10 protein-coding genes are annotated in these 13,599 nt (G+C 35.5%); 3 read left to right on the forward strand and 7 right to left on the reverse strand.

The genetic code is table 11. From position 1 onward, the window contains the following. Positions 1 to 251: 251 nt before the first annotated feature. The 4 genes from ACERII_RS18100 to ACERII_RS18115 form a co-directional block, all read right to left on the reverse strand. Complete coding sequence (locus ACERII_RS18100; RefSeq protein ID WP_373644176.1) at positions 252 to 2,153, reverse strand: ABC transporter permease; 1,902 nt, start codon at positions 2,151 to 2,153, stop codon at positions 252 to 254. After that, on the reverse strand, positions 2,128 to 2,892 hold the full coding sequence (locus tag ACERII_RS18105) for an ABC transporter ATP-binding protein (RefSeq protein WP_373644177.1): 765 nt from the start codon (positions 2,890 to 2,892) through the stop codon (positions 2,128 to 2,130). The genes ACERII_RS18100 and ACERII_RS18105 overlap by 26 nt, the downstream gene beginning before the upstream one ends. A gap of 83 nt (positions 2,893 to 2,975) precedes the next feature. Next, the gene (locus ACERII_RS18110) at positions 2,976 to 3,977 is read right to left on the reverse strand and encodes a sensor histidine kinase (protein ID WP_373644179.1); all 1,002 of its coding nucleotides are present in this window, start codon (positions 3,975 to 3,977) and stop codon (positions 2,976 to 2,978) included. After that, entirely contained in the window at positions 3,974 to 4,678 is a 705-nt protein-coding gene (locus ACERII_RS18115) for a response regulator transcription factor (protein WP_373644180.1), read from the reverse strand. Before ACERII_RS18115 ends, ACERII_RS18110 begins: the two co-directional genes overlap by 4 nt. A 386-nt stretch (positions 4,679 to 5,064) precedes the next feature. On the opposite strand from ACERII_RS18115, the gene ACERII_RS18120 reads away from it, so the two are divergent. Next, on the forward strand, positions 5,065 to 6,144 hold the full coding sequence (locus tag ACERII_RS18120) for an FUSC family protein (RefSeq protein ID WP_373644181.1): 1,080 nt from the start codon (positions 5,065 to 5,067) through the stop codon (positions 6,142 to 6,144). A 112-nt stretch (positions 6,145 to 6,256) separates the two neighbouring features. Here the strand turns inward: ACERII_RS18120 and ACERII_RS18125 are convergent, their stop codons facing one another. The 3 genes from ACERII_RS18125 to ACERII_RS18135 form a co-directional block, all read right to left on the reverse strand. After that, positions 6,257 to 7,939 carry an extracellular solute-binding protein gene (locus ACERII_RS18125; RefSeq protein WP_373644183.1) on the reverse strand — a complete coding sequence of 561 codons (1,683 nt, stop codon included), beginning with the start codon at positions 7,937 to 7,939 and terminating at the stop codon, positions 6,257 to 6,259. A gap of 228 nt (positions 7,940 to 8,167) precedes the next feature. After that, positions 8,168 to 9,790, reverse strand: a complete 1,623-nt coding sequence (locus tag ACERII_RS18130; protein WP_373644184.1) for a response regulator transcription factor — start codon at positions 9,788 to 9,790, stop codon at positions 8,168 to 8,170. 9 nt (positions 9,791 to 9,799) lie between these two features. Beyond that, the gene (locus ACERII_RS18135) at positions 9,800 to 11,515 is read right to left on the reverse strand and encodes a sensor histidine kinase (protein ID WP_373644185.1); all 1,716 of its coding nucleotides are present in this window, start codon (positions 11,513 to 11,515) and stop codon (positions 9,800 to 9,802) included. A gap of 208 nt (positions 11,516 to 11,723) precedes the next feature. On the opposite strand from ACERII_RS18135, the gene ACERII_RS18140 reads away from it, so the two are divergent. Then, positions 11,724 to 12,575 carry an ABC transporter permease gene (locus ACERII_RS18140; protein WP_373644239.1) on the forward strand — a complete coding sequence of 284 codons (852 nt, stop codon included), beginning with the start codon at positions 11,724 to 11,726 and terminating at the stop codon, positions 12,573 to 12,575. A gap of 26 nt (positions 12,576 to 12,601) precedes the next feature. Then, positions 12,602 to 13,480 carry a carbohydrate ABC transporter permease gene (locus ACERII_RS18145; protein WP_373644186.1) on the forward strand — a complete coding sequence of 293 codons (879 nt, stop codon included), beginning with the start codon at positions 12,602 to 12,604 and terminating at the stop codon, positions 13,478 to 13,480. The last annotated feature ends 119 nt before the right edge of the window (positions 13,481 to 13,599 follow it).

Here is a 13,599-nt window from a genome sequence, read left to right on the forward strand (position 1 = left end):
ACGAACGAAAAGCGGAATCCGCTTGCATATCTGCGAAGAAAAATGTTCTTTCAGTTGAAAAGTGCTTTTTACTTTTAATCGGTCAGAACCTTTGCACGAGCCGATGGCGCTTGGAGCTAGACAATTTTCAAAGTTCAAAAATTTTATACTTTCTCACCTTTTAACAAAAAACAGATAGCTATCGCTACCTGCTTTTATTGATTTACTTAGTATTACTATTACGAAACGTTGTGAAATTAGTGTGTCAATCTCTAAAAAATCATTCTTCTTATCTGTTTCACATAGAAATATCGTACGATCATAAAGTAAATAATTTGAATGAGCGCAAAACTACCTAATACGAGAGATGATTCCACTGTTAGATCATAGTCAAACAGATGAGATAAGGCCGTAAGTGCAACGACTCCGTGAACGAGTGCGATAACAATTGGGGAGAAAAATAGAAGTGCAACTTGGCGATTCACTACGGTATTTAACTCCTTTTGCGTCAATCCAATTTTTGCGATGGCACGGAATTTACGTTTTTCCTCATCTAAGTCAGAAAATAATCGGAAGTATAGGAAGCTTCCTGCCGAGACGAAAAACACAATTCCAATGAACAAGCCGATAAATAATATCGGTCCAAACCCTTTATTGATTTCAAATAAAGTGTAATCAACAACATGGGATTTATACCGCAAATTATCATCTAGTTGATTCATTTTTCTTCCCACTTCGATCACTTGTTCCGTTCGAACATCTTGCGCTTGCCATACGGCACTAAAATCACTTCTCACAGGCGGTCCAAGCAGCTCATAAACCTCATCATGAACAACATAATAGCCACTTATAAGGGGTAATATATCAGTTTCCAACACTCTAGTAGGTTGGAGCTTATCACCACTTTCTAATTGGATACTATTTCTCATCAGCCTTTCACTAGCTTTTTCCCCTACCATGACAACTGCACCACTCTGTTCCACTACAATTGCCTCCGTTTTCCCAGGCTGAAGTTCCTCTTCGTTAATTAAGACTGCAAAACGATTGTAGTCGGAAGCTCTCACAATGATCACATTATTATCTTCGAGTACTTCAAAATAGTTCAACTCCATCGTTGCCATCTTAGTCTCCATCTTTTCATCCTGGAAGACGGCATTAATTCTACTAATATCATCCTCGATGACTTCTTTACTGTCATTCAGGGACGGATTATACGTCATCGTGTATGGATTCATCTCCTTTACACCTTTGGTAAGATAAGACTGGACTCCATATAATGTTCCAATTGCACTAAAAGCAACGGTAGATATGATGGCAACCATGAAAAAGGTCCTTGCGTTATCCTTCATACGAAAGGATAGATCAGAGAACAATAGCATATTTGTTTTTCGCCAGAAGATAGATTTATTATTTTTCAACACACGGATGATATACACACTTAATTGAGTAAATAAGAGATACGTTCCAAGTGTCACAACGATAATAACTGGAATCATTGCATAGATAACAGCTGCTCCTTCAACATAAAGTGCAGTTCCATATCCCCCGATTAGTAATAATGCCGCAAAAATGGATAGTATAATAGAAGCTTTCGGCTCCCCTTTAGACTGTTTGTCACCCTTCATTAAATCGACCAGTTTTTTCGTACGTAGAATAAACGAAACAAAAATCGATATACAGAAAAACAAGATAATAAAGCTAATAAATGTTACAACAATTGCCAGTATGGGAAAATAGAAGTCCAGTGTTTCATCAATAATTAATACATTCTCAGCAATTAAGAGAATTGCCTTTGAGAATACTAGTCCAGACAAAATTCCGCCTATTGTCGCAAAAAAGCCAATTATGATATTTTCCAAGAATACCATCAGGCGGATTTGTCTATTGGAGGCACCTAGCATTATTAACAAACCAAACTCTTTCTTTCGTGATTGTAAAAATGAACTCATGGAGTATAGAACAAAAAAGAAAGAGAACACATAAATGATTCCTCCTGCAACCCCCATTCCGAATAGAGCGTTATTATTAATAGAACCTCCGGAAAACGCTGGATGGAATGCAAAAATGGCAAAAGTGAAAAATACCATCACCGTAAACATACTACTAAGAAAGTAGGCAATATACAGTCGCTTATTGCGTATTACATTATTAAACGCGAACTGTCGAAAAGTCATTACCGTCGCCTCCCATCAAGGAAAGCATGTCAATTATTTTTTGAAAAAACGCTTGTCTACTCTCCCCACGATGAATTTCTGAATGGAGTTTCCCATCTCGGATAAACACAACTCGATCAGAATAGCTTGCTGCTTGTGGATCATGTGTTACCATTAACAAGCTCGTTTTTTCCTTCTTATTAATAGATTCAAGCATTGTCATGACATCTTTTGATGCTTTTGAATCTAGATTTCCTGTTGGTTCATCAGCCAAAAGTAACCTAGGCTCGTGAATCATAGCCCTTGCGATTGCTACCCGCTGTGCTTGACCTCCAGATATTTCATACGTACGTTTATTCATGATGGAAGATATACCTAGATTTTCAGCAATCTTTTGTGCCTTCTCTTTCATTTCTCTTACGCCCGTTCCGTCTAGTGTAAGTGGGAGTACAATATTTTCTTCCACATTCAATGTGTGTAGTAAATTGAAATCTTGAAAGATAAATCCTAATTCATTTCTGCGGAATTTAGCTAACTTATTTTTCTTCAACTTATGTGGATTTGCCCCATCGATCTCTACTTCCCCTGTAGTTGGTGAATCGTTCGTCGATATAATATTTAGTAGCGTGGTTTTCCCACTGCCGGATGGACCCATAATAGCTACAAATTCACTTGTTTCTATTTCTAAACTAATATCAGTAAGGGCACGGTAGGCCACTTTCCCTTCGTAAACCTTACTTACTTTTGTAAGTTTAAGCATAATCATTCTCCTCATCTATAAGTTCTAGAATAAGTATAGCCGAAGGATTTGAACTCAAACTATTGATTATGCTTTCACTTACCTTACATGGATGTAAGGTTTTGTGTTTTGGAAAAAATAATTCGAATTGTCGTTCCCTCTCCAACCTCTGATTCAAGTTCAATACGGTGCTCTAATCTTTCCGCGATTTCTTTTGCCAAATGAAGGCCCATCCCAGTTGATTCCCGATACTTCCGACCATTTTCTCCTGTAAAAAATTTATGAAATACCCGCTTCCTATCCACAACAGGAATACCGATTCCATAATCCTTCACTTCAAGAATCGCTTCGCCATCGCTTTCATAAAGAGATAGGGTAAGATGTTTTGCTTTTCCAGTAGAGTATTTCACAGCGTTATGTATAAGTTGAGTTAACAGGAAGAAAAGCCATTTTTCATCGGTCTCCACTGCTATGCCTGTTCTTTGTTCGTTTACTTGTGGGTACACTTCGTACCGAATGTAAAAACGCTTGTTTTCTTGATTCACTTCATGGATTACCTTAGAAAGAAGGACTGGCTTAATCTGAAAGTCTTCTGAAATTGTCCGGAGCCTTGCCATATAGAGTACTGTATTTAAACCACTTCTCATCCGATCTGTTTCCTCACGAATACTAGATGATTCTGGTTCATCCAATGTTTGAGCCGTCAATTCAATAACCGAAAGTGGTGTCTTCATCTGATGAACCCAGCGATCCATAAATAACAGATGCTCGTCCTGACGATCTTCCGCTTTTTGAAGTTCTTCCTGATATAACCGATATTGTGTCATCAGTAATCGATCAAGTGCTTCTGATATGGGCGCCTGTTCCGTAGTCTCGAGCGATTCATCCATATTCTCTATTGGATTCTGTAACTTATGATAGAAGTTTTTTCTACTTACGTAACGATAGATTAGAAAAGCTGCTATAAATAATATGGAGAGAAACAAAGTATAGACTACTACACCTATTCCACGGTAGCCATCTAACCAAAATAGGATTGGAATCATAATGCTTTGAATGATATATAGTAGAACGAAAGTAATATGCTCACGCAAAAATAGTTTCATGACTTCTCCTCTTTCCATGAAATGCGTAACCGATACCCTGCCCCTCTAACCGTCTCCACAGCATTTTCGATTCCTATCTCTTGAAACTTATTCCGTACGCGAGTAATATTCACATTTAACGTGTTCTCATCCACATAGACTTGATCATCCCAAAGTTTTTCCAACAAATCCTGCCGACCAGCAACACGAGGATAACGTTCTAGCAAACTCTCGATAATATCGCTTTCTTTTTTTGTTAGTTGTGTTACTTCATTTTTAAAACTTATTTCTAATCGTTCTGGATACAAACTTAGTCCTTCTTTTACAAGTACCCTTTCCTTGTACTTAGTTGCATACTCTCCGTATGCTCTTCGCATCTGACTTCGGATTTTCGCCATAACAATATCGGGATGAAAGGGCTTTGTAATAAAATCATCCCCACCGTTTTCTAATGCCATCACTTGATCCATTTCACCTGTTCGGGCTGAAATAAAAATTACTGGACATATGGACTCATTTCTAATTTGCCTACACCAATAATACCCATCATAACTAGGTAAATTTATATCTAGTAGGAGAAGACTAGGCTGCACTTCACGAAATGTGTCCAAAACATGTTCAAAATCTTTGGCAATCGTGACTTCATATCCATATTTTTCAATATAGGAACTTAAGAAATCCGCAATTTTCATATCGTCTTCAACAATCATTATTTTTTCCATGTTATTTCTCCTTTTTCTATCTTTCAACGTAACTCAAAAGAATTCACTTTTCGCTCATTACTCATTTACTCTATCATATACTCATCAACATTTTGCGGCAAATAGAGACGGTTCTGTTAGGCTCTTTGGTTACTTGCTCCCTTGTGCAAGCGTGGGAAAACAAAGCTATACCAGCTTATACATTGTGCAAAAAGTTTGACTTGAATGTTCAATCAAAGCAGTGTTAGTACGATTTTGGTATAATATACTTGCACCACGATCATTCTCAACGTTGCCATATTTATAGGCATGAATAAACGATCACCATCATATGATAACTTGTCTTACATTACATTTTTTAAAAGGCCACTATCTTTACAGCGGCCAAGAAAGGAATTTGACACACTATGAGGCTTGGTGCCCGAATTTTTAAAACAGGTTTAGCAGTTATGCTCGCAATGTATGCATCCATGTGGTTAGGCTTTGCTAGCCCCGCATTTTCAGGATTAGCAGCATTTCTATCCGTTCAACCTTCTGTTCATAAAAGCTTTCTATCCATCAAGGACCAAATCCAAGGGAATGTGTTAAGTGCAATATTAGCTGTCGCATTCGTGCTTGCCTTTGGCCACGAACCATTTGTTGTCGGTGTGGTAGTTATGCTCATTATCGCCATTCATATTAAGCTAAAAAAAGAAGCTATCATCCCATTAGCAGTAGTTACTGCCGTTGTTATTATGGGAAGTCCCACAGATGAATTTATTCATTTTGCGACGAACCGATTTTTCCTAATTATGATCGGAGTATTTTCTGCTTTTATTATTAATCTTATTTTTTTGCCACCAAAGCACGAGAATTTGCTTTATCATAAAATCGTAAATACGAACGAGCAAGTTATCCAGTGGATTCGGTTAGTCGCACGACATGAGGCAGAAGTCGTCACCCTCAAAAAGGATATTGATAAATTATCAGACTCAATCGGAAAAATAGAAGATATTTACGGTTTATATCGGGAAGAACGAAATTATTTGAAAAAAAATGAGTACTCTCGTTTACGAAAGGTTGTACTCTTCCGCCATATGATTTCGAGTTCCAAAAAGGCGATTGACATTTTAAAGATTCTTAGTAAATATGATAATGTGATTTCTCAATTCCCAGATGAAATGCAAGATGTTATTCGTGATCAGTTAGATTATTTAACGAACTACCATGAGCGGATATTATTAAAATATACTGGGAAAGTGAAATCCCATTCCACCAAGGAGTATGACAAAGAATTAGAAGTAGGCAACCGAAAGATTACAGACCTTTTCCTTATTTTTCATGAAGATCCAGAAATCGATCGAGACGAGTGGATTCGTTTTTTCCCAGTTGTCGCACTGATCATCGAGTACGGGGAAGAACTGGAGCAGCTAGACCGATTAGTAGACGGCTTCTTCCGCTATCACCAGTCTGAGAATGAAGTGAAGGTACAGGAGAAGGAGTTATAAATAGAAATCCCCCAAGTGACAGTCAACTGCCTCACTTGGGGGATAGCTTTACTTAAGTTCGTCCTAAGTAGCATCTTCTTAGTAAAACTACTATTCTTCGTTTCTTGCTAAATTATTCTTGCCTAGCAGAATATGCTTCATTTACTTCTTTTGTTATTTGCTCACCACCGGCATTGAACCACTGTTCAACAAAGCGATCATAAGAATCAAGTGGAGCACGTCCGTAGATAATATTAAGAACCATTTCAAACTCCATAGAATTTAATACATCACGTTGAGAAGTTTGAGTTGGAGTTGGAGCGCCTACGTGAGCGGTTGAAATATAATCACTTATATGCTCATTAATTAAGCTAGTAGGTTCTATACATAAATCAATACACTTTGCTGCAGCTATTTTCTCTCCAGGAGTTTCTGGTTCTTCTCCAGATGCCAGTTTTGAAAGTAATTCTGCTTCACGAAAAGGATCCATTAGTGTTGTATTATTTGTCATACCATATCCTTCTGTTTTAACTGGATCCTCTTCAAAATCTTCTACTTCTCTAGATACTGTTCCATCTTCAAGAATTACATAATCATACCCTTCATAACCATATCCATGTTCAAATTCACTGCCAGGTTCAGGATCATGTGCTTCAAATAAACGATTTATATAGAGAAATAGAGCATCTATATGTTCGAAGTCTCTATGAACCATTATTCCTCCAAAGTGATATCCCGTATCTTCTCCTCCTCTTATACCATTATTTTCAGGAATACGATGAGGCTTCATTGTAGCATTTTCATCTCCAAGGTTTTCTGCAATTTGAGGTATTTGATGGATTCCTGTCCAAGCTGGAGCAAACACCACACCTACTCTTCCTTCCGTAACAAGTTCCATTACGCGACCTTCGTCATGTAACCCAGCTTCCCTGTGCATGTATCCTTTTTCATACCAATCTGCAAGTAATGCTAAACCATCTTTCATCCCAGGTCTAATTGATCCGTGCTCTAATGTACCATCATCAGTAACATGCCATATAGATGGGATGGTATCAAACATCCCAAAGATTGGTGAACTTTCACCATACCAATTTACTAGAGGACGATTTGAACCTAAGCTTAAACCTAGAGGGATAATATTATCCGTACCACCTGGTTTTTTCTCTTTAAATTCGTTTAAAACATGCTCCAGTTCATCAAGAGTTTCAGGTGCATCAAGCCCTAATTCATCTAACCAGTCTTGGCGAATCCACATTAAACTACTATCATTACCCATTGGTTTAAATATTGGGATCCCATATCTTCCACCATCGTGTGCAAACTGAAGCCATTGCTCAGGTTCATGACTATAAGCCGCTTTTAACTTCGGTGATGCATATCTTTCAAAATCCTCAGAAATATCACGATATTGACCAGATTCTATCAGATCCTTGATCAGTTCATTAGTTACAGTGTGTAAAACGTCAGGCATTTTTTCACCAGATGATAACATAAGCCTTATTCTCGTAGTAGCTTGATCGTATGGTGCACTAAATAAATAATCTATATCTATTCCCAGCTCATCATGTGCCCAGCGAGTGTGGACATTATCATCATAGGTTTCCCCGTTTCTATATTCCTGATTAACCAATGCGTGAATTGATGTGATTGTCACAGGGGAATCAAATTTATAAGTACCATCCTGAATTTGACTAACCTTCTCCTCATCAACCTCCACATCGTTGTTTGTCGCCTCACTAGTAGGCTCATCTGAGGTACATGCTGCAAGTAACAAGACCAAAATAATGCTAAAAACTATGAAATAATTTCTCTTCATAATAAACCTCCTATCATTTTTTTCGGTTATATAAAACGCTTACATCACAATCATAAGTTACCTATATTTTTTTAATAAGATATAAAAATTTAAGATACCTGCAAAATTATTAAGATATTTCCTTTTGTTCTGAAAATTTAAAATAATTAAGGGTATACATAAGTTCAAGTTCCTTACGAATACCCTTAATTATATATTTTTCATATAATAATAGAGATAGCTCACTAGTTACTTACCTGTATTAACCATTTTATCCCGATACTCTTGAGGAGTAATTCCATAGTAACTTTTAAAGATCTTACTAAAGTAAGGAGGATTTTGAAAACCAAATTCATTTGATATCTCATATATTCTTAAATTAGTTGATAAAAGTAGATCACTTGCTATTTCCATTCGGTATCTTTGAATATAATCACTAATGTTCTCTCCCACTTTTTGTTTATACAGTTGAGACAAGTATACCGGATGTAAATTTACAGACTCCGCTATAGTTTGTAATGAAACATCACGAATATTATCATGAATATATTTTTTCACTTTCTCTATTAACAAATCATGTGTATCATTCGATTCTTTTAAACTACTTACTTCTAATTTTTCAACAACCATTATGGACCAACTAATTACCTCATCTATACTTTTAAAAGATTTGGATTCTCTGATTGGACCAATATCGTTACCAATGAATTCTGAAATAGAAACACCTTTTATATGAGCGAAGTGCAGGAAATCATTAAGAATACAATACGTAATTTCCATTTTATGTTCTTCCGTTTCCAAATTTCGATTTTTCATTTCAACCAACACATTGGTTAGCTTTATTCTGGCTTCTTCCCATTTCCCAACCAATAACAGTTGAAATAAATTAGGTATAGAATAAATTTGGTTTAACGCTTTCATTTCCAGACACGTTTTCTCACTATTTACTTTTAAAATAAAAGGTTGGTCAGTCCTAGGTGCCTTCCTAAGTTCATTTATAGACTGCTGATATCTCTCGGTAAGTTCATTGGGAAAAACTGTTGGTTGGCTAATTACAAAAGATACTTTTCCATCCGTATACTTGTGACAACTTAGTTGAAGTTGCTCCATAGTATCCTCAAGTAGCTTTTCTAAATCCTTACCTTGTTTTTCTTTTTTAGGTTTTAGGAGAAAAAGTTGATAATCTAACTGATCTTTTCCTTCCCAGTAATAGAACTGCTCACTCAATATTTCTCTAGCAACATTTGATAGAGCAAATTCATATAATGCTAATTCTCCATCATTAGAATCATCAAACCATTTTTCAATTTGCACAACAACCATTGTTACAACATCACCTATATTTATGGGTATCTGATACACAGCGATTTTTTCTTCTAACCTCTTTTCATGCATATCTACTCCCTGTAACAGCTGATTAAGTAAGTTCCCCCTTAAAAAAGGTAAGTTCTCTTTTAAGAGTTTCATGGCATTTTGATAGGAGCTAATTTGCTCCCATTCCAACTTAATCTTCGATAGCGCTTCTGAAACAGCTTCTATTAGATCCTCATCTTTTACAGGTTTTATTAAATAACTAACTGTTTCATACTCAATTGCTTTCTTTGCATAGGAAAATTCTGCAAATCCAGATAAGATTATGGATCGAGTTTTTTTATAATTAGACTTTATGTGGTTAATCAAATCTAACCCATTCATCCCTGGCATTTTTATATCAGTAACTACAACATCAATCGAGTGTCTCTCAAGTATTTCCAACGCCTCAACTCCAGACCTCGCTGTATGTACCTTTCTTATATTTAATTTTTCCCACTCTATTATCTCCATACTTTTCAATTGCATAGGCTCATCATCAACAAGTAATAATTGATACATAGAAACACCTCAATTTATAGGTTTTATTTTATTCCACCTTAATGTTACACAGAGTCCTGATAAATGTTTTGATTGTGAGAAGAATACACCCGAATTTTCCCCAAAACTATGAAGAAGTCTTTGATGAACATTCCAAACACCAGTTCCATGGTGTTTGCTTTCCTCCATATTCATTGACTCTTGCAATTTCTCCATTTGACTCTCAGATAATCCAACACCATCATCTTCAATTGTTAGAACCATTTGATCTTTTTCTTCCCAGCCTTTAATAGAAATGCTGCCACCGCCTATTTTCGGCTCTATCCCATGAATAAAGGTATTTTCTACAACAGGTTGGACAATCAACAATAGGAACGTTTGATCTAACATTTTTTCTTCTACATCTATCTCATATGTAAGATTTTCAACCCTTTTTGATATTATCTCTAAGTAATTTCGTACATGAGTCAGTTCCTCTCCTACTGTAGGATGTTGATTTTCAACTTTTGTTGTATAACGGTAATAATCTGCTAAGTGATATGCCATACTCATCACTGTTTCCCTGTACCCTAATTTTGATGCTCCTGCAATAAACGATAAACAATTATAGAGGAAATGGGGATTTATTTGGGACTGTAGCTGTTTTAAAGTTGCCAATCTAGAACGACTTTTTTCTTCATACACATTTTCTATCAGATATTGGACTTGATCCCCCATCTTATTAAAACTGTTTAGCACATAATCAAACTCATTTTGATAATGATGTATAATACGATAGCTATAATTTCCTTTTTCAAATTGTTGCAATCCACCAATAAGTTCTTTTAATGGCCTTTGTACAAATCTGTAAAGTAATATTAATAAGGTTGTTGCCATTATAATTAAAAAACTCAAACTACCAAAAAAATAGTTCCTTGATTTAGCAATTGGCTCTAATACACTTTCAATAGGTATATAATCAAAAAGATGTGCATTTAACTGTGGTAATTCGGTGTAGATCACAAGAAGATTCTGACCACCAATTTCTTTTTCAAATAAACCTCCGTCTTCTAATTCATCAGACAATTCACCTATAATTTCGTACGCTATTTCCTGATTTTCAATACGATTAGGAAAAATAAAATGATTTGTTTCAGTTAATAGAAATGTATTTCGATACCCACTCATTTTGTTTTTGCTTAGAATGTTTTCTATATTTTTAACAGGGAAAGTTACCTCAAATATTGCATTAGCATCTTGTGGTTGACTACGAAATGAGAATGGTTCCGTGTATAGAAATTGAAAATACCCTCCACCCTCTTCCATAAATCTCCACTTCCCAAAACCATTTATTGCTAACTCGAAATCGTTGTGACTTATTCTAGTTGATATTACTCGATCAAGACTTCTTAGATAAACTGAGATATCATTCTCCCAAGTTTGCGCAAAACTGTGTAAATTCAATTTTTCCCTAACGAGTGGATAGGTTCTTATCGATTGATAGTAGTCTTCTGTAATAAAAGCCTTCTCTAAATCTACTAAAGATGAATCACGCGCCAAAACGCTTGGAATAAATGTTAGACTTTCTATGTTTTCTTCCATCTGTTCCTTTAAAAAGTTTAACTGATTCTCATGGTTCGTAAGTACTTCTTCTCTAACCACTAAAACACTAGTTTGATAAGAATAAAAATATAAAACTATTATTGGAATTAAAAGTAATATTATTATTGCAATAAAACTCATAAAGAAGGACCTTTTCTTTTGCAACCTACTCACCCCTTAAAAAAACAATAGTACCTTAAAAATATCTTCTATACATAATAGCGCTTACAAAATATGATGAAAATAAGATTAGTATAAAGGAGGAAAAGAATTGAAAGTTAAAACAAATATACCATTGGACGCTAAACCATACAAGCCGAAAACGAACCAGAACCTACTTAGTAATTTGAAGAAAAACTGGCGTCTTCATTTAATGTTATTGCCAGGAGTTATATTAGCCTTAATTTTTCATTACGCTCCAATGCCAGGTATCATTATTGCCTTTCAGGATTACAAACCTTGGACTGGAATGTTTAATTCAGAATGGATTGGTTGGCACAATTTCAAGCTTTTGTTTACAATGGATAACTCTGTACAAGTCATTTATAACACACTATTAATTTCATCCTTAAAAATATTATTCGGAATTCTAGTTCCAGTATCTTTTGCCATTTTGTTAAATGAAATCAGACAAATGGCTCTTAAGCGTTCCATTCAAACGATGGTTTATCTTCCCCATTTTATGTCATGGGTTATATTAGGAGGTATTCTTCTCGACATCCTTTCACTAGAAGGAATCAGCAATCAATTCCTTAGTTTTATAGGTATAGAACCTATTATGTTTCTAGGAGAAGGAAACTGGTTCCGTTTTACATTAATAGCTAGTGATCAGTGGAAAGAGTTTGGATTTTCAGCTATTATCTTTCTTGCTGCTTTAGCCGGTATTAACCCTTCTCTTTATGAAGCAGCTGAGATGGATGGAGCTACTCGATTAAAACAAACTATGTATATTACCCTTCCAGGAATTTTACCTACAGTAATCGTTGTTATGACGCTTTCTTTAGGAAACATGCTTAATGCCAATTTCGACCAAGTTTTCAATTTAATCACACCACTGGTTATGCGTGAGGGTGATATTATCGACACTTATGTATATCGAACCTTTACCAATGGTAACTTTAGTTTTGCAACAGCTGTTGGGTTGTTTAAATCAGTTGTAGGCTTTGTCTTAATAGCTTTTGCCTATTATAGTGCTGGCCGTTGGGCAAATTATCGTATCTTCTAATAAAACGTAATAGAAAGGAGCCATCCATGTACTATAAAGATCCTAAATACAAAATTTTCTATGTTTTTAATATAGTATTTTTATTACTGTTATCTATTCTCTGTTTATTACCACTAGTCCATATCTTTGCAGTTTCTTTAAGTAGTCAAGCACCTGCTGATGCAAACCTTGTAACCTTTTTTCCTATTGGCTTCACTTTGGAGAGTTACGAAAAGACATTTTCTAACCCTCTCTTTTTTACAGCTTTTGGAATATCCGTATCAAGAACAGTGGTTGGTACCATCTTGGGAATGCTAATTACGATGTTAGTAGCTTATCCTCTATCCAAAGATCCAAGAGACTTCCGTACAAGAAATGTTTATGTTTGGTTTTTCCTGTTTGTAATGATCTTCAATGCTGGTCTTGTTCCAACCTATGTACTAATCCAAAATCTTGGTTTAATAGATTCTTTTTGGGTCCTAATCTTGCCTGGTCTCGTCAACGTATTTAACATTATCTTAATGTTGAACTTTTTTAGAAATTTACCTAAAGAACTTGATGAGGCAGCAATTATGGACGGTGCTTCGGATTTTAGCATCCTATTTCGAATTTATGTTCCAATATCTTTACCGTCCATCGCAACATTATCTTTATTCACAATGGTATTTCACTGGAACGCTTGGTTTGATGGAATGATTTTTATGAATTCCCAAAGTAATTGGCCTTTACAAACATTAATACAATCCATTGTTGTAGGGCAAGACTTTGGTAATGCAGGTTTGAGTTCTGAGGATATTGCGAATTTATCAGATAGAACAGTTAAAGCAGCTCAAATTTTCATTGCGATGCTCCCGATTTTAGCAGTATACCCTTTCCTACAAAAGTTCTTTGTAAAGGGAATAGTCCTAGGTTCAGTAAAAGAATAAACCAATACTGCTCTTAGAACATCCACATATTTCTTTGATTTCATATTGAAATATAGTTTTTATATGTAATAAACAAAGAGCAGTTCTGCATTTTGAACTTGCTCTTTGTTTTATTTGGT

This window comes from Evansella sp. AB-rgal1, assembly GCF_041820985.1.
GTDB lineage: Bacteria > Bacillota > Bacilli > Bacillales > Salisediminibacteriaceae > Evansella.